This window comes from Moraxella sp. CTOTU46711, from assembly GCF_031975715.1.
Taxonomy (GTDB): Bacteria; Pseudomonadota; Gammaproteobacteria; order Pseudomonadales; family Moraxellaceae; genus Faucicola.
This window is the reverse complement of sequence record NZ_DALYMP010000003.1, coordinates 243,656-269,307: the sequence shown is the minus strand read 5'-3', so window position 1 is coordinate 269,307 and position 25,652 is coordinate 243,656. Positions and strand designations below refer to the sequence as shown.

Genomic DNA, 25,652 nt, shown 5'->3' with positions numbered 1-25,652 from the left:
ATAATAAAGAACGGCAATGACTGCCGTTTTTTAATGAAATAAACTTTATCTTATCTTTAGTGATTTAAGATTTTTGACAAGAAATCTTTCGCGCGTTCGCTACGCGCACCGGCAAAGAATTCTTCACGGCTACAGTTTTCAACGATATGACCTTGATCCATAAAGATAATACGGTTGGCGACTTGGCGCGCAAAGCCCATTTCGTGGGTCACACACATCATGGTCATGCCTTCATTAGCAAGCTCAATCATCACCTCAAGCACCTCTTGAATCATCTCAGGGTCAAGTGCGGAAGTTGGCTCATCAAATAGCATTGCAATCGGGTCCATACTGAGCGCGCGCGCAATTGCTACCCGTTGCTGCTGACCGCCTGACAATTCGGCAGGGTATTTTTTGGCATGCGCTGACAAGCCCACGCGGTCCAGATAACCCAAGCCCTTTTTCTGCGCTTCAGACTGACTACGACCCAATACTTTGATTTGTGCCAAGGTCAAGTTTTCTAAGATGGATAAATGCGGAAACAGTTCAAAATGCTGAAATACCATCCCTACCCGGCTTCGTAGTTTTGGCAAGTCGGTTTCTTTGGCGCCGACCGACATGCCATCAATCAAGATTTCACCTTGTTGAAAGGCTTCAAGCCCATTGACGGTTTTGATTAAAGTTGATTTGCCGCTACCTGATGGACCACAGATAACGGTCACATCGCCTTTGTGCACATGCGCGGTACAGTCGGTCAATACTTGAAAGTCGCCATACCATTTACTGATTTTGTTGACATTAATCATGATATCGGGACTGGCGTGTCCACTGTTTGATACCAAGCCACCAAATTCGTTAAGCCAGGTGGTTTCATCAATTTTAGTAACTACTGACATGTTATTTTCCTTTATTCAATATTGATTAAGCCATGCGAAAGCGTTTGCGTAGGTGGTTGACAGCGGTCGATGCGGTTAGACTGACCACAAAATAAAACGCCCCTGCCAGCAAGATATAGGGGGTTAGTAGCCCCATCAAGTCACCGCGCACGTATGAGGCTCGGAAGAAATCCACCAAGCCAATCGCAAATACCAAGGTCGTATCTTGGAACAAAATAATCGACTGTTGTAGCAGTAGCGGAAACATCTTGCGAAACGCTTGTGGCAAAATAATAAAGCGCATGGTCTGACCATAAGTCATGCCCAAGGCTTTAGCGGCATTGACCTGTCCTTTGCCAATTGACTGGATACCCGCACGTACAATCTCGGAAAAATATGCGGCTTCAAACACCATAAATGCCACCACGCACGAAGTAAACGCGGTATCCAACGTCAAATACGTGCCCGTCACCAAGTTATACACCATTGGTACAGCAAAATAAAACCAAAGCAATACCAACAGCAGCGGCACTGAACGGAAAAAGTTGACATATAGCTTGGCAGGCACGGCTAAAATTTTTATCCCTGATAACCGCATCAAGGCTAGAATCGTACCCAGCGCCAAACCGCCAATGATAGCTAAAAACAACACTTTGAAGGTGATCCATAAGCCACCCATCAACCCTGGCATTGCGGCTTGTAATTCCATCATATTCATGCGCCACCCCCATCGATTTGACCTTTGATGCGTAATTTTTTCTCAAGCCAAGTCATAAAATAAATCAACACCAAATTAAACAATAAATAAATAATCGTGGTAAAGGTATACACTTCGATATTGTTCTGGGTATATTCACTGATAGTTTTGGTTTGGCTAATCAGCTCAGTGACCCCGACCAATGAAGCGACCGAGGCATTCTTAAAACAGTTGGTAAGCTCAGAGCTCATCGGTGGTAAAATCACCCGAAACGCCTGTGGCAAGACAATATGACGATACGTCTGGGGCAAGGTAAACCCAAGCGCATAGGCAGCATTGGTCTGCCCTTTTGGCAATGATTCAATGCCCGTACGCACTTGCTCAACGATACGTGCCGCAGTAAATAACCCAAGACCTATACTTGCCGAAATCACCGCCGAGGTATTTGGGTCTAACTCTTGAAACCACCATTTTTGTAAGGCAGGTGTCAGCCAAGTAGGTGCCACATAAAACCAGAAGAATAACTGTATTAATAGCGGAATGTTACGAAAAAAACTCACATAAGCAGTACCAATCGCTCTGGCAGTTTTATTTGGTAAAGTACGCATAATACCTAAAATCGTACCGATAATTAAGGCAATCAGCCAGCCACTCCCACCAATGACCAACAGCCATTTAAAGCCTGTCAATAGCCACTGCCAGTAGACTTCGTTGCCTACGCCTGTTGGTTGCAGCAACACGCCCCAATTCCAACTATAATTCATTGCCACCCCCAAAATCCTGTCTAGCAAATTGATTTACCCAAAAACTAAAACTGACGTAACCACAATTGATAGGTGATGACGTCAGTTTTATGTTGGATAGTAACCTTCCTAACCTAGTTTGTTGTTATCCAATCAACTAAGGTTTTGTTGCACTTGCAATTGCATTGCTTGCAGATGCCACAGCGGTTGCCACATTACTAGCGCCCGTTGCTACTGCATTGACTGTAGCAGATGCGGCTGCATTAGCGACGTCTTTTGGTTGCGCGCCGTCATGTGGGTTGGCTAACAAGCTTTTTAAGTTATCAGACATTTGGAAGTTCATGTTGATGTTTTTTGGTGGAATCGGTGACATGAACCATTTTTTGTAGATGTCGTTGATTTCACCTGATGAATAAGTTGCAACCAACGCATCATCGACTACTTTTTTGAATTCACTATCGTCTTTACGCATCATACAGCCGTAAATTTCATACGATTGTGGGGTACCAACGATTACCCATTTGTTTGGATCTTTGGCTTTGGCTTTTTCACCCGCGAGCAGTACGTCATCCATCATAAAGGCTGCCGCACGACCGCTTTCTAACATCAAGAAAGATTCGCCGTGGTCTTTGGCAGAAACGATGTTAATGCCCATTTTTTTGTCATCGTTGAGTTTTTTGATAAAACGCTCAGAGGTAGTACCTGCGGTAGTCACTAAGGTTTTGCCTTTTAAATCCGCAAAATCTTTGATGCCTGAATCTTTAGCGGTTAATAAGCGAGTACCAATCTCAAAGAAACCGTTTGAGAAAGCTACTTGTTTTTGGCGCTCTTCATTGTTGGTGGTTGAACCACACTCTAAGTCAACCGTACCATTTTGTACCAATGGGATACGGGTTTGTGAGGTTACTAGGTTGTAACGCACTTTGAGGTCTGGCATATTCAATTGTTTTTTGACTGCGTCAACAATTTTTAATTGTAGGTCATGAGCATAACCCACAGGTTGGTTTGGCGTACCTGCGATATAAGAAAATGGAATTGAGGAATCACGGTAACCTAGTACGATTTCCCCTGATTTTTTAATTTTATCGAGCGTTTTTTCACCAGTAGCCGCTGCCGCTGGTTGGCTACCTTCAGTCCCTGCCGCTTTGTTGTCGCTGGCTTTGTTACAACCTGCAAGACCTAATGCCATAATAGCAACGGTTGCTAAGGCAATTGGCTTTTTAGAGATTAAAATCATCCTATGATCCTTGTCGTATGATACGTTCTTAGTTAATCTTTTCACTATGTGGCTATCAATGCCAAATCGAGTAAAAAGACTCCCCCCATCTCTTTGTGTTTATCCTTCCCTGTCCTTCATCATCCCTCATTGCGCCTATTAAAATCTGGCAAAACCTTGCACAATGACTGATAAAAAATAGTTTAGGATACTCAAAAGATTTAAAATGTGTGTTTATAGTAATTTACTTTTCTGTGTTGTGACAATAGATTTACAAAAAATATTTTTTTCTTCAGCGACAATTTTTTTACCATTTTTTTGCTATTTTGTATTTTATCCCCATTTATAGCTCAATAAATTGATTAACACTCACTTAAGATAGGTTATTTATGACAACAGCGACTCAAGCACTTCACGATTTTGATATGCGCCAACGTTTTTATTTTGAGCAAAGCCCCGTACGCGGTGACGTGGTACGAATCAACGACAGCCTGCAGACGATATTGCAGCAAAAAGACTACCCTCTTGCCCTGCAAAAACTACTTGGGGAAATGTTGGTTGCGGCAAGCTTGCTGATTGGCACCTTAAAAATCGAAGGTCGTCTATCCATTCAATTGCAAAATTCAGGCGCAGCCACTGACCCTGAACAGGACAGCTTAACTTGGGCAATGGCAGAGTGCGACCACCAAGGTCATATTCGCGGTCTTGCAGAGTGGACAGGCTCGTGGCAATCCGCACAAACGGCAAATGATGCCTTTGCCAAACTTGGTAAAGTCGGTGAAGGGGTGTTATTTATTAATATCCAACCTGATGCCACGTATGGCACACAAGCAGAAGGGTATCAAGGCATCGTTGAGCGTGTGGCGGATAACTTAGCGGATTGTTTAGCACACTATCACCAGCAATCCGTACAGATTCCTACCTTAATCAACTTGGCTTGTGATGGTGAGCAAGCGGGTGGTATTGTGCTGCAGTTGCTACCACGTACCACAGAAGAAGAGTATGAGACGGTGGACAATGATTTGTTCCCCCGCTTAAAAATCTTAACCAAAACGTTAAAAGCTGAAGAATTAACCACCTTGCCAGCCGATGAGATTTTATATCGCTTGTATCATGAAGAAGACGTGGTGACGGCTGAGCCTATGCCGTTGACCTTTGCTTGTACCTGCTCACAGCAGAAAAGTGAATCGGCAATTTTTCAGTTGGGCAAACCAGCTGCATTAGAAATCGCTAATGAGCATGGGGGTGAGTTGGCGTTGGATTGTGGTTTCTGCGGACATGTTTACCGTTTTGATCACAAAGATATTGAAATGATTTTTGCTTAAAAATTAATAATAGCTCAATCATAACCACGCTAATAACTCTACTAAAAAAGCCCGAATTTGGGCTTTTTTTAGTATTTCAATAATGTTAGCTGCATTATATACGCGTTAAATTTGAAATTTTTGCTTTCAATTGTGAGTAGCGCTTAAATGATGTTTTTGCAAGCTTATCAGTTAACATCAAAATTTGGCTGAGTTTTGTGGCTAATTTTTCTAGCTAAGTTTACAGCTAGATTGCCCGTCACTCTTCAACCCATTTACCTTTTCGATAAACCAAGGCAAATTTAGTGGCTTTGCCGTCTTTTTCTGAGCCGATATATTGCTCTGCATTTTTACGACTCCAACGCAAAATCGTTGGATTGCCCTCATTGTCGGTATCTGGCGCGGTAAATAAATACTGGAATTTATCTTCCAACTGATCTTGTATCGCGCGTAACTCTGACAGTTTTGGTGGGCGCGTCTCTCGCACTTTAGGAAATTTTGACGCCGCCAAAAATAGCCCTGCTGCTCCTTCACGCAAAATATAATGGTCATCAAATTTTTGTGACTTGAGTTCTGGCATAGGGATTGCGGTCATGCGTGGCGGTGCTGCATCGCCATTTTTGAGCACTTTACGGGTATTATCGCACTGCTGACAGGCAAAATAGGCACCGAAACGCCCAGTTTTGAGCACCATTTGCCCATCGCATTTATCACAAGGTATGGTAGGCACATCATCATTGCCTGCGGTTTCAAAAACGCCTTTTTCTAATAGATAGCCATCACAATCAGGATTGTTACCACAGACATGAAGTTTTAACCCGCCATCGACAATATACCCATCCATCGCGGTATGGCATTTCGGGCAGCGTTTTTTCTCAAGTAGCGCTTGGATTTCGTCGCTGTTGTCCGCGTCGTCCTCACCGAGATTTTGGCTCTCTTTACTGGTTTGGCTATGAAAGGCTTCCACAGGCATCAAGTTTTTGGTGCCTTTACAACGCTCTTTGGGCGGTAAATTATAGCCGGTACAACCCAAAAACACTCCTGTTGAACCGGTACGGATCTGCATTGGGCGCTGACATAAGTCACAATGAATATCTGGGACATCGGTTGGGTCATTGGGCTTCATGCCGTCTTCGTCTTTGGCACGCTCTAACTTGCCTTTAAAATCGCCATAAAAATCATCCAGCACTTTTTTCCAGTTTTGCTGACCTTCAGCGACTTCATCTAGGTTTTCTTCAAGCCCTGCGGTAAAAGTATAATCCATCAAATGCGGAAAGCTGTTGACCAATCTGTCAGTGACGATATCACCCATTTTTTCGGCGAATAAACGTTTGTTTTCTACCTTGACATAACCACGTTCTTGAATGGTTGAGATGATAGCAGCATACGTGGAAGGACGACCAATCCCACGTTTTTCCAATTCTTTGACTAGGCTTGCTTCAGTATAGCGGGCCGGTGGCTTGGTAAAATGTTGGGTAGGCTCGATACTATCGACCACCAATTTTTCCCCGATTTTTACATCAGGTAATAGATTGTCTTCATTTTTGGCAGGGGGCTGTACTTTGGTATACCCATCAAAGGTCATCACGCGACCTTTGGCTCTAAGCTCAATCTCACCGGCATTGACAATCAACGTCATGGATTGGTACTGCGCAGGTGGCATCTGACACGCCACAAACTGGCGCCAAATCAGCTCATATAAGCGCTGTGCATCGCGCTCCATGTCTTTTAGCGAGGCAGATTGCACCAAAACGTCTGAGGGGCGAATCGCTTCGTGCGCTTCTTGGGCGTTTTGCTTGTTGCCATACACATTGGGCGATTTTGGGACATATTTTGCGCCGTATTGCTTGTCAATAAAACCGCGCACACTGGTGAGTGCATCCGCTGACAAAAAAGTACTGTCGGTTCTCATATAAGTAATATGACCTGCTTCATACAGGCGCTGAGCCAGCATCATGGTTTTTTTGACGGGAAAACCAAGGCGGGTACTTGCGGCTTGCTGCAGTGTCGAGGTGATAAAGGGTGCAGCGGGTTTTGACTGGGTGGGTTTTTCTTCTCGATCCGCCACGATAAAATCTGACTGTTCAAGCAATGCGACAACGGCATGGGTTTGTGCTTCGTTTTCTAGCGACAGGGGTTTGCCCGCTTTTTTTACCGCTTCTACGCGAATGGTCTCTTGTTTGGCTTGCTGGCTGTGGGTATTGCTATGGATTTCCCAATATTCCACTGGGGTAAAAGCACGAATTTCACGTTCACGCTCCACCACTAGACGCGTGGCGACAGATTGTACTCGCCCTGCCGACAGTCCGCGCGCTACTTTTTGCCATAGCAATGGCGATACCATGAAACCTACGACACGGTCTAAAAATCGTCTGGCTTGCTGCGCGTTGACACGGTCATAGTTTAGCTTGGTGGGGCTTTTAAAGGCATTTTGAATCGCGTTTTTGGTGATTTCGTTAAATACCACACGGCTGTATTTGTCATCATTGCCGCCGATGACCTCTTTGAGATGCCAGGCAATCGCTTCCCCTTCTCTATCCAAGTCGGTTGCAAGATAAATTTCTTTGGCGTCTTTGGCAAGGGATTTTAATTCTTTAATGACTTTAACTTTGCTGGGTAGAATTTCATAATGTGCCACCCAGTCGTGCTCGGGGTCAATGCCCATGCGCCGTACCAAGGCTTGCTGCGCTTTTTGCTCTTTAGTAAGCTTGGTATCCGACTTCTCATCGGTTTTTGCTGCGCCAGAACCCGACACAGGTAAATCACGCACGTGCCCCACACTAGAGCGGACGATAAAATCATTTCCCAGATACTTATTGATGGTTTTGGCTTTGGCAGGGGATTCTACAATCACCAAGGCTTTGCCTTGCCCCGACGTTTTAGGCGCTGTTTTTGATGCTTTTGATGTGGCTGTTGATTTAGGCGCGGCGGCTTTGGTTGCGGCTTTCGTGTCTGTTTTTGTATCAGCCGTATCCGTGGTTTTGGTTGATTTTCTCGCTGTCGGTGTTTTACTCATGTTGGGTTCACAAAATCATTAAAAAGGGTAAGTTAAAATACGAAAAGTTAGTTATTCTGCACCAATTTGGCATAATCATGCAATTTACTTTTTAACATGATTAGGTCTTTTTCGGTGGTTTCAAGTTCTGATTTCATGCCCAGTTGGCTATTTTCTTGCCAATAAATACACACAAAATTGGCTTTACAGCTTAAACCTTTAACGGTTGTTGCGATGGAGGCCGGTAAATCCACCTCCCGATTATCGAGCGCAAAATTAGCGGGATAATGCCCGGTAAAGGGTCGCCATTTGCCCTCAATCACTTGATAATCACAGGGGCGCATCTTCGCGTCCTCAATCACCACGCCGTATTGCGCCATCATGCCTTTACCGCGTTCGCCTGTATCGCCGATAATCCAATCGGGGCATGCGACCAGTTTTGGCTGCACGCCCACACGTCTGGCTGCCATGCGCAGATTATCACGCATGGTCTCGCGAGCAGATGGTTTTAACCCCATGATACTACCGACAATAAACACCCCGATGGCGATGGCTATCCATATTCCCATTGATTATATTACTCGTACCAGCTGCTATTTTTGGATTTTTTAGAGGACGTTTTTGCTTCAGTTTTGGTGTCAGCTTTGTTTTCGGCTTTGGCATCAACTTTTTCAGTCGGCTGCGGCTCAGAAGCTAGCATATCCATAATTGGCTGCCACTGGGCTTGAATGTCTCGATACGGTTTTTGGCTTTTATCAAAAATCGTCAAGCCGCGCTCTGCCAAGGCTTGATAAATACTACGCTCAGATAGCCAAGCCAGTGGCGGCTGCCCAATATCAGCAAAATACGCCATCAGTTTTTCGGTCGGCTCATTGTCCTGCATCAATTGACTACGCACGCGATTAGCAACTAGATAAATATCGACTTTGCCTTTGCGGATACGTTTGATGTCTTCTAGGCTTTTTAAAAAGCGTTTGGTACTGTCAATATCAAAAAAAGCAGGTAAAACAGGAATTAAAATCGCCTTGCATTCGGCAATCAGCTGCTCGGCTTTAGTGCCTGATAACGCACCTGGGGCATCAATAATCAGCCAGTCATTTTTACCCAGGGTTTTTGGGATATCACCTATATCATTGCTATCGCGCCAGTCAATACCGATAATGGCAGGTACGTCCGCTGGGCGCATTTTTAGCCACTGCAGGCTTGATTTTTGGGGGTCTGCATCTGCCAATGCTACTGTTTTGCCTTGGTTTGCCAATGCCGCCGCTAGACTTACCGCAATCGAGGTTTTACCACATCCCCCTTTTTGATTGGCGATTAAAATTTTTTGCATGACCCTCACCCTGTTGATAAAAAATTAATGCAATATCACCACATTAACCCAAAATTTTGACCCTGTTAATTTGACGCTATTCATTTGGTTGTATTAAGTAGCCTAACAAAATTTTAACCATTGATAAATGCTTTTATATAAATAATCTGCTAAATTAAAAAATATCAATTCATTAACGGTTTAATCGGTTTAGCCAGTTTTTGACTGGCTAATGGCGACTGTAAACCTCAAAGGTGCCACCATGACGATGCTTTCATTCATAGAAACCTATCACCCAGCAACCACCTCAAAAAAAATGCTTGGACTGTTTGCTGTTACTGCCTCGATGACAGGTTGTGCTACCTTGGGTGGCGGATTAACACCCACTCAATGCCAACAAAGCAATTGGCAAACCATTGGTTATCAAGATGGTTTACTGGGTCGCAGTCAAGATTATATTCAAAAGCATATCAAGCAATGCGCTAAAGCCAATACTGTACCTGATCAGCAACAGTGGCGACAAGGTCGTGAAGAAGGGTTAAAACGTTATTGCACGCCGCTACGCGCTTATCAGTTGGGACGTGAGGGCTACGATTACAATGATGTATGCCCACAATCGATGACGCTTGATTTGTTAAAAGCCCATGACGAAGGTTATCTCAACTACCAACGTGAGCAAAGGCTAAATCAACTGTGGTACAACACCGATCCATTTTGGGATTCACCATTTTATGGAAGGCTCGGCGGTTTTGGCGGCTACGGCGGCTGGTCACGTCCGTATTATCCCCGCATCGCACCTAACAACCGCCACCCAAAATACAGCGATACCCATCAGCCTACATCAAGCCAACCTGTTGCGCCTCGCCCCGTTACATCTAGCAATGATGCAACCATAGGTTCAAAAAAATAATAGCGACTAAAATAAAAACAACGCGACGAACTTATCGTGAAATTTTGTTTTGAAATATAGTTGCGCAATCTCGTTTAGCGATACAACTCGCTGCGTGATGACAATCATTTATAGGTTAAAACTAAAAAAGAAGCTTGGATTTATTTAACCGAGCTTCCTTATTAAACCAGTAGCTTATCGAATCAACAGCTTATCACCTCAATAGCTTAACCCATTACATCAGCCAAAATAGCCGTGTGCTTGACCCGCTTGGTTATCAAACCAAAGGATTGATTGTTGGTATTTTTTTGCTCTCAGCGTTTGGGCTGACGTTGGATTTTTGAGACGCTTTGTTTTTCTGAGATTTGGTGGGGTCAAAGCTTTGTACAGCAGGTGCGGTTGGTACCCCTTTTTGCTGAAGCTGCTCATCAATCTGCCCCGCTTGGATGTTTTCCCCTTCAAATACACGGATATGCTCATCACGCTTTAACTGCAAATTTTCAAAGTCAAACAACTCACGGTCAGCGAGCTGTGACGGTGCGACATTTTGCATCGCGCCAAATATCGAATCCAAGCGATTCGGGTATTGCTGATCCCATGTGCGCAGCATGTCATTAATCATCGCCCGTTGTAGGTTTTCTTGGCTGCCGCACAGGTTACAAGGAATAATCGGAAACTGCTTGTAATTGGCATATTTGATAATGTCTTTTTCTTCCACATACGCAAGCGGACGAATCAAAATATTTTGCCCATCATCCGATAGCAGTTTTGGTGGCATCGCTTTGAGACTACCGCCGTGAAATAAATTTAAGAAAAACGTCGCCATGATATCATCACGGTGATGACCCAGTGCTACTTTGGTTGCACCGATTTGTTTGGCAAATCCATATAACGAACCACGTCGCAGACGTGAACACGCCGAACAGTAAGTTTTACCTTCTGGTACGATTTGCTTGACCACGCTATAGGTGTCTTTTTCTAAAATATAATACGGAATGCCGTGCTCGGTCAGATAGTTGGGCAAAATATCTTCAGGATAGTCAGGTTGCTTTTGGTCAAGATTGACGGCAATCACATCAAACTGAATCGGTGCTATTTTCTTTAAGAACAATAAAATATCCAGTAAGGTAAAACTGTCTTTGCCGCCTGAAATACACACCATGACCACATCACCGTCTTCAATCATGTTGTAGTCACGAATCGCCCAAGAGACCAGCTTACGTAATTTTTTTTGTAGCTTGCGAAAACGCGCGGATTTGATGTCATCGCCTTTGCTGTCAGCCTTGGCATCGCCCAAGGTGTGCTGCGCTTCATTGTTTGACGCTTCGTTTAAAGCTTCATTGTCTAAAGCATCATTGTTTGACGCCTCATCATCCCAATCATTATCATCAAGCTCATCTATGTCACTATCTGAGTTTATGTCACTCTCTAATAGTTGGGCTAATCGTTGGGGATTTAATTCAACAGCAGGCATGGTTGCTGCTGGGCTTACAGAATTGTTTGATTGCATAAAATACCTAACTGATGATAAACCAATAAATAAAAATATGAGGACGCTTCAGCTATCAACGACGCGTCATTTATTGGAAAAATTGCAAATAAAAAAAGCATCTAACGTAAGGCAGACCAACTCCTCACAATAAATGCTTGATTGAGCGTATCTATAGCCGCCTATCAGATAGAAAACGCCTATCACATAGTCGGCTATTATACGGTAAAATTACGCGCTTGTAGTCATTCGAATGACAGCTTGCTGTTTTAGAAGATATTTTTTATCCGCGTCATCCAACTGGTATTTTCTTTTTTCATTTGCGCCTCGATTTGTTTTTGCTGCTGCTCAAGTTTGATATCCATCAGATTTTTTTCTTTAAATAAACCATATTGGGCATCGCCTTTATAAAACTCAGTTTCACGGTAACTGTCATATGCATGTTGGAATAGCACATTGAGCACAGCGGCAAGCGGCAAAGCAATCAGCATACCTGCAATGCCTGCCAGTGCCGCCCCGGCAAGTACCGCAAACATCACCCACAGGGGAGATAAACCAATTTTATCACCCAACAATAACGGCTGCAGAATATAACCTTCCACCGCCTGCCCTACCATAAAGGCACCGACAATTAGCACTAAATGTACCCAGTCCACGCCAAATTGAAACAGCCCTGCAATAATCGCCGCAATAAAGCCAAGGGTAAAGCCAAGATACGGCACAAAACTTGCGATACCCGCCATCATACCGATGATAAGACCGACTTTAAGTCCAATGAGTTGCAGTTGCACCGCGTACACCATACCGAGCAGCACCATTACCAGTAGCTGACCTTTGATAAATGACATCAACGCTTCATCACTTTCTTTGGCGATACGATAAACAGATGGAATATAACGGTTGGGAATCATATGACGCATTTTTACCAAGCGCTCATCCCAATTATATAAAAAATAAAACATCAAAATCGGCACCAGCACCACGATACCCGCCACATTGATTACATTCATGCCTGATAACATTAAATTGGTAAAAAATGAGCGCGCATCGGTGATATTGTAGTTTTCTTTGAGAAAATCGACCAAGCCTTTGGACATATCGCGTACTTGCATGGCAGGCAAGCGTATGGGGGTGTGAGAACGCACCCAGCCTCGCAGCGTATTGTTATAATAGTCAATCGCTGTCGGTACATACTTCCATGCCGATTGTAACTGCTCCCACACCAGTGGAATGAGCCACCAGAGTATCAATCCAATCATCAGCGCAGTGGACAAATATACCAGCAAAATCGCCACCCAGCGGCGAATATGTGCCTTGTCCTGTAATTTTTGTACCAGCGGATTAATCGCATACGACAAAATAAATGCTACCAAAAATGGCAAAATTACCGATTGCAATTGATAAATGATATAGCCTATTGCAACCAAAAATAGCGATATAAATACCCGTTTGAAAAACACATCTTTCGTAAATCGATAAGGGAATGGGTTGTACATAGGTTCCTCAAAAAAGCCAAATACGCCAAAAATATAAGGGTAATGTCAAATAAAAGACGGTCACTGCCATCGTTGTATTTTCGACTAATTTTAGGTAATTTGACAAAAATAGATAGCGCAAACTGCACAACTCATACAAATATTCAAAGCTATGTTATAAAGCCCTATCACATTTGTGGGGCTCGAAGGCGTCATGAACGATAAACAGCCTAATATTAGCCAGGTAGGAAAGCGATGGATTATTTTTCTTTTTGATGGGAATTTGGGTATAATGCGCGTATTACTTTTCCCAATGATTCTGGCGATAGGAAGACCATGACTACACAACCCACTTCGTTAAGTTATAAAGATGCTGGCGTCGATATCGATGCTGGCGAAGCGTTAGTTCAGCGCATTAAATCAGTTGCCAAAGCAACTAGCCGCTCTGAAGTAGTCGGTGGTTTGGGTGGATTTGGCGCCTTGTGCCGTATTCCACAAGGCTATAAATCCCCTTTATTGGTCTCAGGGACTGATGGTGTCGGTACCAAACTCAAACTGGCTTTACAACTGCAGCAACACGACACCATTGGTCAAGACTTGGTCGCGATGTGTGTCAATGACCTGCTAGTCTGTGGCGCTGAGCCATTATTTTTCTTAGATTATTACGCTACAGGAAAACTGGACGTCGATACCGCAGCAACAGTTATCAGTGGTATCGGTGACGGCTGTAAATTGGCAAATTGTGCGCTCATCGGTGGCGAGACGGCTGAAATGCCGGGTATGTATCAAGATGACGACTATGATTTGGCAGGGTTTTGTGTGGGCGTCGTCGAAGAGTCGGAAGTTATCACGGGTAAAAACGTTGCCAACAGTGATGTATTAATCGGTATCGCCTCTAGCGGCGTGCATTCAAATGGTTATTCATTGGTGCGTAAAGTCATTGAAGTCAGTGGTGCCGATGTTGCCACTGAACAATTAGACGGCAAAGCATTAAAAGACGTGTTGATGGCACCGACAAAAATCTATGTCAAAGCCATTGGACAACTGCAAAAAACCTTGGGCAATGCAAACTTGCATGCGATGGCACATATCACCGGTGGCGGCTTGACGGAGAACCTACCACGCGTATTGCCCGACCATTTGGCGGCGCAAATTGATGTGAATTCTTGGACATTCCCGCCTGTATTTGCTTGGTTACAAGAAAAAGGCAATATTGCGCAAATGGAAATGTACCGCACTTTTAACTGCGGCGTGGGTTTTGTCGTCGTGGTACCGGCAGATAAAGCAGACCAAGCCATTGACTTACTCAATGGGCAAGGCGAAACCGCATGGAAATTGGGTGAAATCGTTGAAAGAACAGGTGATGCGGTAACTTATCGCTAATTTTATCCGCGACTCAATCGGTTACTTTACTATATTAGGCTATTTTGCTATTGGGCTAATTTATCCTTGAGTTAATTTACCATTGAGCTAGTTAAAAAGGTGCGTTTTTACGCACCTTACTTTTTCCAACCTATTGCTTTGCTATCATTATGAAATTGAACATGACAAACCCTACCCCGTTAAAAATTGCCGTCCTCGTCTCTGGTAGTGGCAGTAACCTGCAAGTATTAATTGATAAACAGTTACAGCAACTATTGAACATTCAAATCGTGGGCGTGATTAGCAATAAAGCCGATGCCTATGCACTTGAGCGCATTCATTTTGCCAATGAGCAGCAGCAAGCCAATATTGCAACCGCAGTGATTGAGCGTGACGATAATGGCAAAAAATATACCCGTGTCGGTTTTGAACAAAAAGCCCTTGCTGTGTTAAATGAATGGCAACCTGATTTGGTGGTGTTGGCAGGATTTATGCGGATTTTAACGCCGCTGTTTATTGATGGTGTCACCAGCAAGGATGGATTAAACGTGCCGATGATAAATCTGCACCCGTCACTACTACCCAATTACAAAGGCTTAGATACCCATACCCGCGTGCTACAATCTGGCGAGCGCTATCATGGTTGCAGTGTGCATTTGGTAACGAGCGAACTTGATGCAGGGGAAGTCATCGCCCAGGCGGTGACCTGCGTCAACGCGGCTGAGAATGCTAGCCAATTACAGCAGCGCGTTCATGCGATGGAGCACCAATTGCTGCCTATGGTGGTGGGGTTATTTGCTGAGCGGATTGTTTCACTTAAAAACAACCAACTCACCAACCGCCTTGGACTCAATTTGCCTATCAAATTATGGTTATAGTCAAATTATGGCTCTAATCAAAAAAGCGCCTACAATCAAATTTAGGCGTTTTTTTATGTTTATCACAGTTTATCTTCAAAGTCCCAATACACTCAATATCACGATTAGCAAAAATACATAGCGCCCTACCCACACGTTATCTAAAAATGCGTTAAAGCAAAGCTTGCGGTCATAGGTGAGACACTGTTTATTTTGTCGGTAAAACATAGCAACGATAGGTAGCAGCGCCAATACTGAAAGCGCGCCAAAATAATGCCAAAACACGCCCGCCAAACTGAGCAAAAATATCCCTTGAAGTAGGCTGATTATCAACACATCGTGTTTACCAAATAAAATCGCAGTGGATTTGACCCCAATTTTTAAATCATCCTCACGATCTGCCATCGCATATTGGGTATCATACGCCACCGTCCAGCACATATAGCCGAAAAACAGCAGCCAGCACCAAATATCAACCTCGGTCTGCCCCGTTAATACTTGCGATACCGCAACATACGCCATCGGAATCGCCCAACCAAAAGCCGCTGCCAAAAACACTTGCGGCAAATGGGTAAAGCGTTTCATAAACGGATAGATAAATGCCAGCGCCACCGCACCAAATGACCAAATAAAAACCTGCACAGGCAAAAATACTAATAGCGCTGCACTCACCCAAGATAAAATTAAAAACGTCCAAACCGCTTCCTTACCCGTCAAACGACCATCCGCCAGCGGTCTACCTTTGGTTCGCGACACATGGACATCGACTTTTCTGTCAGCAAAGTCATTGATGGCACAGCCTGCCGCTCGCATTAACACCGCACCCACCGCAAAGATTGCCACCACATGCCAAGGTGGGAGTTGCTCAAACCCTTTTGCCGCCAAAAACACCGCCCATAAAGTCGACCAAAACACCAGCTCAATGCCCACAGGCTTATCAAAGCGGGTCAAGTGAATATAGGCTTGAAGCTTATCTTTAAAAGACAGAGTGTGTGTAGTCATAGCATGTTTAATTAAAATAATCAAAAAGGAATAGAAGGTTGAAGCTAGTGTAGCGCTAAATGTTAGCCAAATCGTCGATAAATTTGTTACCCTTACAGCTGTAAGCCAATCATCAGCAGTTGATAATCCAGCCCAATCGGTGATTGGTCTTGCAAATAGCGTCTAAATACCGCCGTATCGATGCTGTCTTTGCCAGAGACGGCGCCGCCCATTTGCTTGAGATTTTTTAACAGACTTCTTAAGTTGTCATAAGAAACAGCAAACGATTGCTCGGCTTGATACATTAGCGTGCCTTGACGCTGTTGCTGCAAGGTCTCTATCGCCGCTAGCCAAGCGTGACTGGGTAAAAAATCAAAAACAGGTAACTTGGGAAAGCGCTGACGGACTTCATGAAAAGAGCCAGCCACCGGAATCGCCAAATGCAGCTGACCTTTGGTTTTGACAATGCGTCCAAGCTCTGCGATAACACTTGGCGATGTCCAATGAAGGGCAAAGCTACTCATCACCAAATCGGCTGATTGATTCGCCAATGCCATATCTGCCATATTGGCGCAGAGCGCTTGGCTGTGCAGCATGATTGGGGACGTCGGTAGCGACGAGACTGGGGTAGATGAAGGCGGCATCGACAAAAGATGCGCGACTCGCTGTTGCCAAATTGCAAGCATACTGGCAGCAGTATCTACGCCATATAACTGAGCGGAAGCTAGCGCTGCGTTTTGTAAAAACTTTGACATCACCGCTTGAGTCAATTTTCCTGTGCCACAGCCCACATCAACCACGCACATATCGGTTACGCCGGTATGGTAACGCACAATGAGCTGCGCCAAATGCTCTGCCACCTGCGATTGAATCGGCGTGGCGGCATCGTATGAGGTGGCAAATTGTTCAAAAACAGGGGTGACAGTACAGGACATCATCGACTAAAACAACAAATCAGTCAACTTTAACACTATTAATTAGCGCTGCATAGTCATAATCGTCTTGTGTGAGCAAATCAACCCCGCAAGGCAAATTGCCTATCCAATCCAAAAAGTGATTAATCATGGCTTTGCCAACAAAAGATTTGCCATGCTGCGGCACAATCATCTCGACATCTAACTGTCGAACCGCATCTGCCCAAAAACGGGTGACTTTATTACTGACCATGTAGCGCTGATGAAACCCTCGCATGGTCGGAATATGGGAATCAAAATCTTCCACTGGCACATTCGCATCACCCAACAACGAAGCCCCCATATCGCCTGAAAATAAAATTTTGCTAATGGGGTCATAAAACTGAAAATTACCTTCTGAATGCAGAAAGTGCGCAGGCAAAGCAAATAACTGGGTTTTTCCCAAAGGCAACACCGCGCCTTCATCTGGCAGCGCAATCAAGCGCTTAAGATACCCTTCTTGCAGACGGTCAGTGGTAAACGCGGAGTTAAGATGCGGTAAAAAACGCTCCCACAATCTTGAGATGACGATATTGGCTTGGGTATGCAATAGCCAACGCGGCAATGACGCAATGATATCGGGGTCTTGGTGTGAGCCAATCACATAGCGGATATGCCTTATATCAGTATGTTTGAGCAGTGCTAGGGTGAGCGGCGTATAGGTCAAATCCCCACCTGGGTCAATAACCGCGCCGACAGTTTCCTCATCTGAGTGCAAAATTAAAAATTGATTGGACTGAATACCGTCACCTTTTACCAAATCACTAAACATAATGCACTGATGCTTGCCATTATCAAAAATTATTTTACCGCTCATAACCTATCTACCCATTTAACCGACAAATAAAACTTAAATTACTGATAAAAAACGCTATCACACACGCTATAAAATTGTGCAGCAAAGTAACTTTGAATGACTCTGAGTGACTTTGCAAACCATTGTTCACCGTTAGCTATCACCTTTAATACATTGGCTTTAAATCCCTAAAAATAGTAAGGATTATAGCATTTTATTGATGGGATTGAGGGTATTTTTGCTTAAATCCCTGTTAACTAAATTATGCTCAACTTTGTTTTTAGTGGTATCATACCAAGCAATTTTTTAGGCAAAATTTGTGTGCTTTAAGCGCATGATTGCTACAAACGGTAAAGGCAATTTGTTATGATTTTGGCACTTGAAAGTGTGTTTGACCAATGCTCAGTGGCATTCGTGGATTTAGCGGGTAATGTCATCGCTGAACAGACCCTGACGGGAAATCGTCTGCAAACCCAGCAAATTTTGCCGATGATACACGCGCTGATGACAGCATCATCGATTGATTGGTCACAACTGACTGCGATTGCTTTTAATCGAGGGCCCGGGGCTTTTAGTGGCATACGCATTAATACGGCGGTAGCGCAAGCCATCGCCTTTGCCCATGATGTGCCATGTTTGCCTGTATCAAGCCTGCAAGCTATCGCCCAAACGGCATTTGAACTACACCAACGCCCCCACGTATTGGCGCTGACAGATGCGCGCATGAACCAAGTGTACGCCGGTGAATACGCCATGAGCGATGGTATCATGCAGCTTGTGGCAGGTACTACTGAGCAGTTGCTTGATTATGACAGTGTGATAGACAAAGACTTAGCCTTAGTAGGTAATGGCGCAACCTTGGTCAATGCGCAGCTAGGTCAAGCCATCTTTGCCGATATTCGCCCCTCAGCGGTTATCATTGCCAAACTTGGGCTAACCTTGTACCAGCAGCACCAATCCGTCCCTGCTGAGCTGGCGTTGCCGGTTTATTTAAGAAATAATGCGTGGAAAACCCTAGCCGAACAACAAAAGACTTAATTTATCGGCTGATTACTCATATTGTGTTAAGTTTGACTCGCTACCCTTTACCTTATTATAAGCGCAAAAATTGTTAGCTTTGACTGTTAATAATTAACATTGTTGGATACGTTATGGATCTTATTTTGATTTTTAAAGCCATCATCATGGGCATGGTTGAGGGCATTACCGAATTTTTACCGATTTCAAGTACCGGGCATTTAATTCTTGCCGACTCCTTGTTAAATTTTTGGACCAAAGACAAAGCCGACTTGTTTATCGTCGTCATTCAGCTGGGTGCGATTTCGGCGGTAATTTATTTGTACTGGGGACGGCTATGGCGTGCCTTGATGGGACTTATTACGGGTAAAGACCCTGAGCGTAAAAACCCGCGTCAATTGGGCATCTCGCTGATTATTTCCACCATTCCGATTATGGTGATAGGTTTGATGTTTGATAAAGCGTTAAAAGCGGCATTATTTAACCCAACCGTGGTGGCAATCTCATTGATTGTCGGTGGTTTGATTATCTTTTGGGCAGAGCGCCAACAACACAAACATACGGTCAAATATGCCGAAGCGGAAGATATTGATATTAAAACGGCGATTATCATTGGTTTGATTCAATGTCTTGCCTTGATTCCTGGTACTTCTCGCTCAGGGTCTACCATTATTGGTTCCCTATTTTTGGGGGTATCACGTAAGGCGTCTGCGGAGTATTCTTTCTTTTTAGGGATTCCTGTATTAGTAGGTGCTGGGCTATTAGACCTGACCAAAAACCATCATATTTTGACCACCGCTGAAGACTGGACTATCATGGCAGTGGGTGTGGTGGTCTCATTTATTTTTGCCATGATTTTCATCAAATGGTTGGTTAACTGGGTCAGTACCCGTGATTTTACGATTTTTGCGTGGTGGCGCATCGTGGTAGGCGTACTGGTACTCATCGCTGGTATGCTGGGCTATATTTAACTCGCCATGCTATCTCATCAATCAATCCAACTGTATTATGTTGACACTTTGCCAAGCGAGCAGCGTTTGGCAAACGTTGAGACCATACTCACCCCTTTATCCGTCAATTTACAATTGCAAAAGATTACTAGCAAAGTAACTCAAAAATGGCTGAAATCAGTCGATGATAACAGTGTGCTGATTGATGAGGTAGGCGACGTTTTTGTCATCGCAGCTGGCATGAAAGTCAGCCCAAATTGGCAAAGCCTACAACAGCGGGTGGTCAAAGCGGGCAAAAAAACTGAGCTGCTACTCAAAGCCATGCAGCTACAAGCCAGCATGACTGTCATTGATGCAACCGCAGGATTTGGGCATGATAGCTTAATCTTGGCAAGTACCGGTGCCAGTGTGACGTTGCTTGAACAGCAGCCACTGATGTTTTTGCTACTGCAACTTGAACAGCAAAAAATGGCGCAGCATCGCAACTGGCAAAAATTGATGAGTCGATTAACGATTTATCATGGCGATGCGATAGAGTTGCTGGCTAAATTGCCAAAAGTCGACCGTGTCTATCTAGATCCAATGTTTCCCGCCGATAGCTACAAATCAGCGGTTAATAAACATATGCAGATGTTGCATACTGTGACGACCCCACCGTCCATTGCGCAATCACAACAATTATTGTCGGCGGCGTTGGCACAAATAACCCCCAATGGTATGGTGGTAGTCAAACGACCCAAATCAGCGCCTTTTCTTGCAGACCAATCGCCCAACCTAAGCCTATCAAATGATATCGTGCGTTTTGATAATTATTTGAACAGCGTTTAGTTTTAACAACGTTTAGAGGAAATGTTAAAAAAGCTGATGGATATCAGCTTTTTTTGTGGGTGTAGTTGTTATTGACCAACCTTTTGGTTACCAACGGCAGGTCCTGCATCATCGCTGGCTTTTGGTGCGTTGGGCGAAGCAGGTGCATTATCAATCACGGTATCATTTTCCGTAATCTTATCCATGTCTGAATTATCCGCGCCGCCGTCATCTGTAGCGTCTGCCTCATTACTACTCGCTGGCATCGCATCAACAGGGGTCGCTGCGGTGCCACTGGCGCTAGTAGCGTCAGGACCGGCATCTACGGTGGCATTGGCTTCGGTCACAGCGGCACTATTTTTTTCATCGGCAGGCGCAGCTGACATTGGTACGGCTTGTGATTCTGCCGCTGACGCTGCCGCGGCATTGTCTGTGCTGTCAGTCTTTTTATCACAAGCTGTCAACGTAAGCGCCGATACTAAACTCAGCATGGTGATTTTTGCTAGTGTGTTTTGCATGGGTATTCCTCTACTATCAATAAATCGCTCAACCCGATAACGTACTTGATAGCCTATATAGTAAAAATTGTTCAATCAACAAGGTCGCTAATTCAAAGATGATAATGATGTCACCTTAAATTTTGCCATGGCATTGCTTGTATTTTAAACCCGATCCACAAGGACAAGGGGCATTTCGGCTAATTGCTAAGTTGGCATAAGGGTTTTCACCATTTTCAGCCATTTCTGGACTCGCGGTTGCTGCGGCTGAGCCGCTTAGACCAAATGAATACGTGGCTCGCGTGCGTTGCTGGCTGTTACGCGCAATCATGTCTTCATCGTCACTCAGCTCACCGGTCACGCCATTCATTTCTTGGTGCTCAAAATGCAGACGCATCATCTCAGCTTGTTCACGTTGCTGGCGCTCAAGCTCAGCGATTTCTTCTGGCGTTGGGATATGAACACGCGCTAAATCTTGCACGGTTTCAGACTTGATAGCACCGAGCATACTTTGGAACAATGAGAAGGATTCAGATTTATATTCTTGCTCAGGATTTTTTTGCGCATAGCCTCGCAGATGGATACCTTTACGCAGTTGATCCATTTGGTTTAAATGTTCTTTCCAATGCTTATCTAGGCTAGATAGCATAAAGTGACGCTCAAGTTGGGCAGCATTTTCTTCACCCATTTGCTCACGGCGAGCGCGGTAGTTGAGTAACGCAGCCTCAATGATTTTTTGGCGTAAGCCTTCTTCATCCAAACGACGATCGGCATCTAGCCAGTCATTGATTGGCATATAAATACGAAACTCATTTTCAAGCTCGTCTTCAAGCCCATCAATGTCCCATTGGTCATCAATCGAGCCGGGTGGCACGAATTGGTCAATCAAGGCATTGTACACATCGTAATGCATCGCTTCGATACCTGCTTGTAGATTACTTTCGGCAAGCAGTTCATCGCGCTGCTTATAGATAACCTTACGTTGTTCGTTGGCAACGTCATCGTATTTGAGTAGACTCTTACGAGCATCAAAGTCGCGGTTTTCCACTTTTCTTTGGGCGTTTTCAATCGAGCGTGACACCATTTTGTGCTCAATGGCTTCGTCTTCTTTTAGCCCCATCGCGCGCATCATATTCACCACGCGATCGCCAGCGAAAATCCGCATCAAGTCATCTTCAAGCGACAAGAAAAAACGTGATTCCCCAGGGTCACCTTGACGACCCGCACGACCGCGCAATTGGTTATCAATACGGCGTGATTCGTGACGCTCAGAACCAATGATATGTAAACCACCCGCCTCTAGCACTTGTTGGTTTCGCACTTGCCATTCGGCATGGGCTTGCTCTTTCATTTCAGGGGTGACGTTTTCGATTTTGGCGAGCTCGGCTTGCCAGTTACCCCCCAAGATAATATCGGTACCGCGACCTGCCATGTTGGTGGCAATAGTGACCGCATTGGGGCTACCCGCTTGCGCGATAATATCGGCTTCACGCTCATGCTGTTTGGCATTGAGGACGTTATGTTGAATGCCTTCTTGCGTCAGTAACTCTGAAAGCACTTCACTGGCTTCAATGGTTGCCGTTCCCACCAAAATCGGTGCTCGTTTTTCTTGAATGCGTTTGATTTCGCGGATGATGCCTTGATATTTGCCCATTTTACTTAGGAAAATTTGGTCATCAAGGTCAATACGCTGAATCGGTTTGTGGGTTGGGATAATCACCACATCTAGATCGTAAGTCTGTTTAAACTCCGCGGCTTCGGTATCCGCTGTACCTGTCATGCCTGAGAGTTTGTCATACAGACGGAAATAATTTTGGAATGTCGTGGTGGCGAGCGTTTGGTTTTCGGCTTGTATTTCGACCTGTTCTTTGGCTTCAACCGCTTGGTGCAACCCTTCTGACCAGCGGCGACCGGGCATGGTACGCCCTGTGTTTTCATCGACAATAATGACTTCGCCTTCATGCACGATATAGTGAATGTTTTTAACAAATAAATGGTGCGCACGAATCGCAGCTTGGACGTGGGCTAATAATGGCAAGCGCGTTGGGCTATATAGGCTCTCGTTTTCGCCAAGCTCGCCTTTTTCCACCAAGAATTTTTCGATTTTCTCGTAGCCTTTTTCGCTGATTTCGATTTGGCGATTTTTTTCATCAATCCAAAAATCTTGCTCACGGTTTTCGCGGTTGCCTTCTTCGGTTTCTGAACGCTTGAGGCGCGGGATGATGGTGTCAATCAGCCGGTACATAGCCGATGAGTCTTCGGCTTGACCCGAGATAATCAGCGGCGTACGCGCTTCATCAATCAAAATCGAGTCAATCTCATCGATGATACAATAGTTGAGTCCGCGCTGTTTTTTCTCATCTAGGCGAAATACCATATTGTCGCGCAGGTAGTCAAACCCATATTCATTGTTGGTACCGTAGGTAATATCCGCGGCATAGGCCTCAAATTTTTCCATCGGGTCTTGCTGTGAGTAAATCACGCCGACAGTCAAGCCCAAAAAGTCAAACAATGGGCGGTTTAGTTCGGCATCACGGCTTGCCAAGTAGTCATTGACGGTGACGACATGCACGCCTTTACCACTAATCGCATTGAGATATATCGCAAGCGTTGCCATCAAGGTTTTACCTTCACCCGTGCGCATCTCGGCGATTTTACCTTCGTGCAGGGTAATACCGCCGATGAGCTGTACATCGTAGTGACGCATGCCAAGGACACGGCTTGAGGCTTCACGACAGACCGCAAAGGCTTCAGGTAAAATGGTATCTAGGCTAGTACCCTGCTCAAATTGGGTTTTAAATTCCGCAGTTTTTTGTTTTAATGCTTCGTCAGAGAGGGGCTGGATTTTGGGTTCTAAGGCGTTGATTTTGTCGACCAACTTACGCATTCGCTTAAGCTCACGGTCGTTTTTGGTGCCAATAACCTTGCCTATCATTTTGCCTAACATACGAGGATTTTCCTAAAGTGCTCAAATCAATAAGTGCGATGACTTTTAATACGATGACGGTTAATAAAGGTGTTCAAAATAAATTTTGCTATTATATATGGGTTTGCTTTTTTTAGATACAAGGTTATGACAGCCTGTGAGTTTGAACCGCTCGCCTCATCCGCCTGCTAATTTCCAGTCGATTAATTTTTAATCATTAATTCACGGGCAATACCCTCAAGCTTTAAAACAAGCCCTGTTAAATAATAAGTTAAATAGCAAGTTAAATAACAAGCCTTGTAAAATGATGCGATAAAGCGACTGGATGTTTGCACCTTTTTTGCAGCTTGATTTTTATTACCTTTATCTTTATGAATCCATCCCCATAATTGAGCTTTATTTTGGAAATTTTCATTGTTGAAATTTTCTTGGAAGATTTTAACGCCATCTTTGCCATTATGCTATCGAGTTTGCCATGACTGCCCCATTGACGCCACAACAACTGATTCATCAATTACCCAAAGCCGAACTCCACGTGCATATCGAAGGCACTTTTGAGCCGGAGTTGATGTTTGCCATCGCTAAACGCAACCAAATCGATATACCCTACCAAACCATTGAAGACGTCAAAAATGCCTACAATTTTCATAATTTACAATCATTTTTGGATATTTACTATGCCGGCGCAAACGTTTTGGTTAAACAGCAGGATTTTTATGATTTAGCGTGGGCGTATTTTGAAAAATGCCAAGCTGATAATGTGGTGCATACGGAGATTTTCTTTGACCCACAGACCCATACTGAGCGGGGGGTGGATTTTGCCACCTGTTTTCAAGGGCTTTATCAAGCCAGTCTAGATGCCAAAGCAAAAATGGGTATCACCTCGCATTGGATTTTGTGTTTTTTGCGTCATTTGAGCGAAGACAGCGCGTTTGCCACCCTTGAGCAGGCCTTGCCATTTAAAGATAATATCATTGGCGTGGGGCTTGACTCTAGCGAAGTGGGCAATCCGCCCGCCAAGTTTGAACGAGTATTTGCCAAAGCGCGTGCGCTTGGGTTTTTGACGGTTGCGCATGCGGGCGAAGAAGGCGATCCCGCGTATGTCTGGGAAGCGTTGGATTTGTTAAAGGTCAATCGTATCGATCACGGTGTGCGTTCGGCTGAAGATGATAAACTCATGCAACGCTTGATAGCGGAGCAAATGCCGTTGACGGTGTGTCCATTAAGTAATCTTAAACTAAAAGTGGTGCAAGACATGGGCGAGCACAATATCAAAACCATGCTGCATCAAGGCGTGTGCGTGACGGTGAACTCAGACGACCCAGCGTATTTTGGCGGCTATATGAATGACAACTTTGTCGCTATTGAGCAAGCGTTAGCGCTATCAAATGACGATATCAAACAATTGGCGATTAACAGCTTTAACGCGTCTTTTATAGGGGATGCTGAAAAACAGCATTGGATCTCAAAAATCGCATCGCTTTAAGCTTTTAAATAAGCTGCAAGAAACAAGCTCAGAAAAATAAGCTGGA

22 protein-coding genes are annotated in these 25,652 nt (G+C 44.5%); 8 read left to right on the top strand and 14 right to left on the bottom strand.

The features are described 5' to 3' along the window. Nucleotides 1-56 precede the first annotated feature (56 nt). The 4 genes from RTJ53_RS06980 to RTJ53_RS06965 all read right to left on the bottom strand — a co-directional run bounded on the left by RTJ53_RS06980 (nt 57) and on the right by RTJ53_RS06965 (nt 3,531). Nucleotides 57-785, bottom strand: a complete 729-nt coding sequence (locus tag RTJ53_RS06980; RefSeq protein ID WP_143822824.1) for an amino acid ABC transporter ATP-binding protein — start codon at nt 783-785, stop codon at nt 57-59. 115 nt (nt 786-900) lie between these two features. Next, nucleotides 901-1,572: an ABC transporter permease subunit gene (locus RTJ53_RS06975; RefSeq protein WP_050324714.1), complete on the bottom strand. Its 672-nt coding sequence runs from the start codon at nt 1,570-1,572 to the stop codon at nt 901-903. Beyond that, complete coding sequence (locus tag RTJ53_RS06970; protein ID WP_040404072.1) at nt 1,569-2,315, bottom strand: amino acid ABC transporter permease; 747 nt, start codon at nt 2,313-2,315, stop codon at nt 1,569-1,571. Before RTJ53_RS06970 ends, RTJ53_RS06975 begins: the two co-directional genes overlap by 4 nt. Before the next feature lie 136 nt (nt 2,316-2,451). Then, nucleotides 2,452-3,531, bottom strand: coding sequence for a glutamate/aspartate ABC transporter substrate-binding protein (locus RTJ53_RS06965; protein WP_138018584.1), 1,080 nt, complete (start codon nt 3,529-3,531; stop codon nt 2,452-2,454). Between the two features lie 368 nt (nt 3,532-3,899). Here RTJ53_RS06965 and hslO point away from each other — a divergent pair, with 368 nt between their 5' ends. Further along, nucleotides 3,900-4,835, top strand: coding sequence for an Hsp33 family molecular chaperone HslO (hslO, locus tag RTJ53_RS06960; protein WP_312276400.1), 936 nt, complete (start codon nt 3,900-3,902; stop codon nt 4,833-4,835). A gap of 238 nt (nt 4,836-5,073) precedes the next feature. Here the strand turns inward: hslO and topA are convergent, their stop codons facing one another. The 3 genes from topA to RTJ53_RS06945 are packed head-to-tail and all read right to left on the bottom strand — an operon-like array spanning nt 5,074 to nt 9,142. Beyond that, nucleotides 5,074-7,830 (bottom strand): type I DNA topoisomerase, encoded by a 2,757-nt coding sequence (topA, locus tag RTJ53_RS06955; RefSeq protein ID WP_312276399.1) that lies wholly within the window; start codon nt 7,828-7,830, stop codon nt 5,074-5,076. Between the two features lie 47 nt (nt 7,831-7,877). Further along, nucleotides 7,878-8,378: a hypothetical protein gene (locus RTJ53_RS06950; RefSeq protein ID WP_095355881.1), complete on the bottom strand. Its 501-nt coding sequence runs from the start codon at nt 8,376-8,378 to the stop codon at nt 7,878-7,880. A gap of 8 nt (nt 8,379-8,386) precedes the next feature. Continuing rightward, nucleotides 8,387-9,142, bottom strand: coding sequence for a ParA family protein (locus tag RTJ53_RS06945; protein WP_312276398.1), 756 nt, complete (start codon nt 9,140-9,142; stop codon nt 8,387-8,389). A 241-nt stretch (nt 9,143-9,383) separates the two neighbouring features. On the opposite strand from RTJ53_RS06945, the gene RTJ53_RS06940 reads away from it, so the two are divergent. Further along, entirely contained in the window at nt 9,384-10,031 is a 648-nt protein-coding gene (locus RTJ53_RS06940; RefSeq protein ID WP_312276397.1) for a DUF2799 domain-containing protein, read from the top strand. 256 nt (nt 10,032-10,287) lie between these two features. On the opposite strand, the gene ttcA is transcribed toward RTJ53_RS06940, so the two are convergent. Beyond that, a complete protein-coding gene (ttcA, locus tag RTJ53_RS06935; RefSeq protein WP_312276416.1) occupies nt 10,288-11,484 on the bottom strand; it encodes a tRNA 2-thiocytidine(32) synthetase TtcA in 1,197 nt (398 codons plus the stop codon). A 284-nt stretch (nt 11,485-11,768) separates the two neighbouring features. Further along, nucleotides 11,769-12,995, bottom strand: coding sequence for an AI-2E family transporter (locus RTJ53_RS06930; protein ID WP_312276396.1), 1,227 nt, complete (start codon nt 12,993-12,995; stop codon nt 11,769-11,771). Nucleotides 12,996-13,310: 315 nt separating this feature from the next. On the opposite strand from RTJ53_RS06930, the gene purM reads away from it, so the two are divergent. Then, the gene (gene purM, locus RTJ53_RS06925; RefSeq protein ID WP_312276395.1) at nt 13,311-14,357 is read left to right on the top strand and encodes a phosphoribosylformylglycinamidine cyclo-ligase; all 1,047 of its coding nucleotides are present in this window, start codon (nt 13,311-13,313) and stop codon (nt 14,355-14,357) included. A gap of 161 nt (nt 14,358-14,518) precedes the next feature. Then, nucleotides 14,519-15,214, top strand: a complete 696-nt coding sequence (gene purN / locus RTJ53_RS06920) for a phosphoribosylglycinamide formyltransferase (RefSeq protein WP_312276394.1) — start codon at nt 14,519-14,521, stop codon at nt 15,212-15,214. Nucleotides 15,215-15,289: 75 nt separating this feature from the next. Here the strand turns inward: purN and ubiA are convergent, their stop codons facing one another. From ubiA to RTJ53_RS06905, 3 genes are all read right to left on the bottom strand, one after another. Then, nucleotides 15,290-16,195 (bottom strand): 4-hydroxybenzoate octaprenyltransferase, encoded by a 906-nt coding sequence (gene ubiA, locus RTJ53_RS06915; protein ID WP_312276393.1) that lies wholly within the window; start codon nt 16,193-16,195, stop codon nt 15,290-15,292. A 92-nt stretch (nt 16,196-16,287) separates the two neighbouring features. Next, entirely contained in the window at nt 16,288-17,112 is an 825-nt protein-coding gene (locus RTJ53_RS06910; RefSeq protein ID WP_312276392.1) for a methyltransferase domain-containing protein, read from the bottom strand. A 16-nt stretch (nt 17,113-17,128) separates the two neighbouring features. After that, nucleotides 17,129-17,944: an oxygen-binding di-iron domain-containing protein gene (locus RTJ53_RS06905; protein ID WP_312276391.1), complete on the bottom strand. Its 816-nt coding sequence runs from the start codon at nt 17,942-17,944 to the stop codon at nt 17,129-17,131. 345 nt (nt 17,945-18,289) lie between these two features. Between RTJ53_RS06905 and tsaB the strand changes: the two genes are divergently transcribed. From tsaB to RTJ53_RS06890, 3 genes are all read left to right on the top strand, one after another. Then, the gene (tsaB, locus tag RTJ53_RS06900; protein ID WP_312276390.1) at nt 18,290-18,961 is read left to right on the top strand and encodes a tRNA (adenosine(37)-N6)-threonylcarbamoyltransferase complex dimerization subunit type 1 TsaB; all 672 of its coding nucleotides are present in this window, start codon (nt 18,290-18,292) and stop codon (nt 18,959-18,961) included. Between the two features lie 113 nt (nt 18,962-19,074). After that, nucleotides 19,075-19,911 carry an undecaprenyl-diphosphate phosphatase gene (locus tag RTJ53_RS06895; protein ID WP_312276389.1) on the top strand — a complete coding sequence of 279 codons (837 nt, stop codon included), beginning with the start codon at nt 19,075-19,077 and terminating at the stop codon, nt 19,909-19,911. A gap of 6 nt (nt 19,912-19,917) precedes the next feature. After that, entirely contained in the window at nt 19,918-20,718 is an 801-nt protein-coding gene (locus RTJ53_RS06890) for a class I SAM-dependent methyltransferase (protein WP_312276388.1), read from the top strand. A 68-nt stretch (nt 20,719-20,786) separates the two neighbouring features. On the opposite strand, the gene RTJ53_RS06885 is transcribed toward RTJ53_RS06890, so the two are convergent. Together RTJ53_RS06885 and secA are read right to left on the bottom strand one after the other, a co-directional pair. After that, nucleotides 20,787-21,215, bottom strand: coding sequence for a hypothetical protein (locus tag RTJ53_RS06885; protein ID WP_312276387.1), 429 nt, complete (start codon nt 21,213-21,215; stop codon nt 20,787-20,789). Nucleotides 21,216-21,330: 115 nt separating this feature from the next. After that, nucleotides 21,331-24,141, bottom strand: a complete 2,811-nt coding sequence (gene secA / locus RTJ53_RS06880) for a preprotein translocase subunit SecA (RefSeq protein WP_312276386.1) — start codon at nt 24,139-24,141, stop codon at nt 21,331-21,333. 454 nt (nt 24,142-24,595) lie between these two features. Here secA and RTJ53_RS06875 point away from each other — a divergent pair, with 454 nt between their 5' ends. Next, nucleotides 24,596-25,606 (top strand): adenosine deaminase, encoded by a 1,011-nt coding sequence (locus tag RTJ53_RS06875; RefSeq protein WP_409418141.1) that lies wholly within the window; start codon nt 24,596-24,598, stop codon nt 25,604-25,606. Nucleotides 25,607-25,652 lie beyond the last annotated feature (46 nt).

Coding starts and splice junctions, on each gene's coding strand:
- RTJ53_RS06980 (WP_143822824.1), bottom strand. CDS start 785: ATGATTAATGTCAACAAAATCAGTAAATGGTATGGCGACTTTCAAGTA.
- RTJ53_RS06975 (WP_050324714.1), bottom strand. CDS start 1,572: ATGAATATGATGGAATTACAAGCCGCAATGCCAGGGTTGATGGGTGGC.
- RTJ53_RS06970 (WP_040404072.1), bottom strand. CDS start 2,315: ATGAATTATAGTTGGAATTGGGGCGTGTTGCTGCAACCAACAGGCGTA.
- RTJ53_RS06965 (WP_138018584.1), bottom strand. CDS start 3,531: ATGATTTTAATCTCTAAAAAGCCAATTGCCTTAGCAACCGTTGCTATT.
- hslO (WP_312276400.1), top strand. CDS start 3,900: ATGACAACAGCGACTCAAGCACTTCACGATTTTGATATGCGCCAACGT.
- topA (WP_312276399.1), bottom strand. CDS start 7,830: ATGAGTAAAACACCGACAGCGAGAAAATCAACCAAAACCACGGATACG.
- RTJ53_RS06950 (WP_095355881.1), bottom strand. CDS start 8,378: ATGGGAATATGGATAGCCATCGCCATCGGGGTGTTTATTGTCGGTAGT.
- RTJ53_RS06945 (WP_312276398.1), bottom strand. CDS start 9,142: ATGCAAAAAATTTTAATCGCCAATCAAAAAGGGGGATGTGGTAAAACC.
- RTJ53_RS06940 (WP_312276397.1), top strand. CDS start 9,384: ATGACGATGCTTTCATTCATAGAAACCTATCACCCAGCAACCACCTCA.
- ttcA (WP_312276416.1), bottom strand. CDS start 11,484: ATGCCTGCTGTTGAATTAAATCCCCAACGATTAGCCCAACTATTAGAG.
- RTJ53_RS06930 (WP_312276396.1), bottom strand. CDS start 12,995: ATGTACAACCCATTCCCTTATCGATTTACGAAAGATGTGTTTTTCAAA.
- purM (WP_312276395.1), top strand. CDS start 13,311: ATGACTACACAACCCACTTCGTTAAGTTATAAAGATGCTGGCGTCGAT.
- purN (WP_312276394.1), top strand. CDS start 14,519: ATGACAAACCCTACCCCGTTAAAAATTGCCGTCCTCGTCTCTGGTAGT.
- ubiA (WP_312276393.1), bottom strand. CDS start 16,195: ATGACTACACACACTCTGTCTTTTAAAGATAAGCTTCAAGCCTATATT.
- RTJ53_RS06910 (WP_312276392.1), bottom strand. CDS start 17,112: ATGATGTCCTGTACTGTCACCCCTGTTTTTGAACAATTTGCCACCTCA.
- RTJ53_RS06905 (WP_312276391.1), bottom strand. CDS start 17,944: ATGAGCGGTAAAATAATTTTTGATAATGGCAAGCATCAGTGCATTATG.
- tsaB (WP_312276390.1), top strand. CDS start 18,290: ATGATTTTGGCACTTGAAAGTGTGTTTGACCAATGCTCAGTGGCATTC.
- RTJ53_RS06895 (WP_312276389.1), top strand. CDS start 19,075: ATGGATCTTATTTTGATTTTTAAAGCCATCATCATGGGCATGGTTGAG.
- RTJ53_RS06890 (WP_312276388.1), top strand. CDS start 19,918: ATGCTATCTCATCAATCAATCCAACTGTATTATGTTGACACTTTGCCA.
- RTJ53_RS06885 (WP_312276387.1), bottom strand. CDS start 21,215: ATGCAAAACACACTAGCAAAAATCACCATGCTGAGTTTAGTATCGGCG.
- secA (WP_312276386.1), bottom strand. CDS start 24,141: ATGTTAGGCAAAATGATAGGCAAGGTTATTGGCACCAAAAACGACCGT.
- RTJ53_RS06875 (WP_409418141.1), top strand. CDS start 24,596: ATGACTGCCCCATTGACGCCACAACAACTGATTCATCAATTACCCAAA.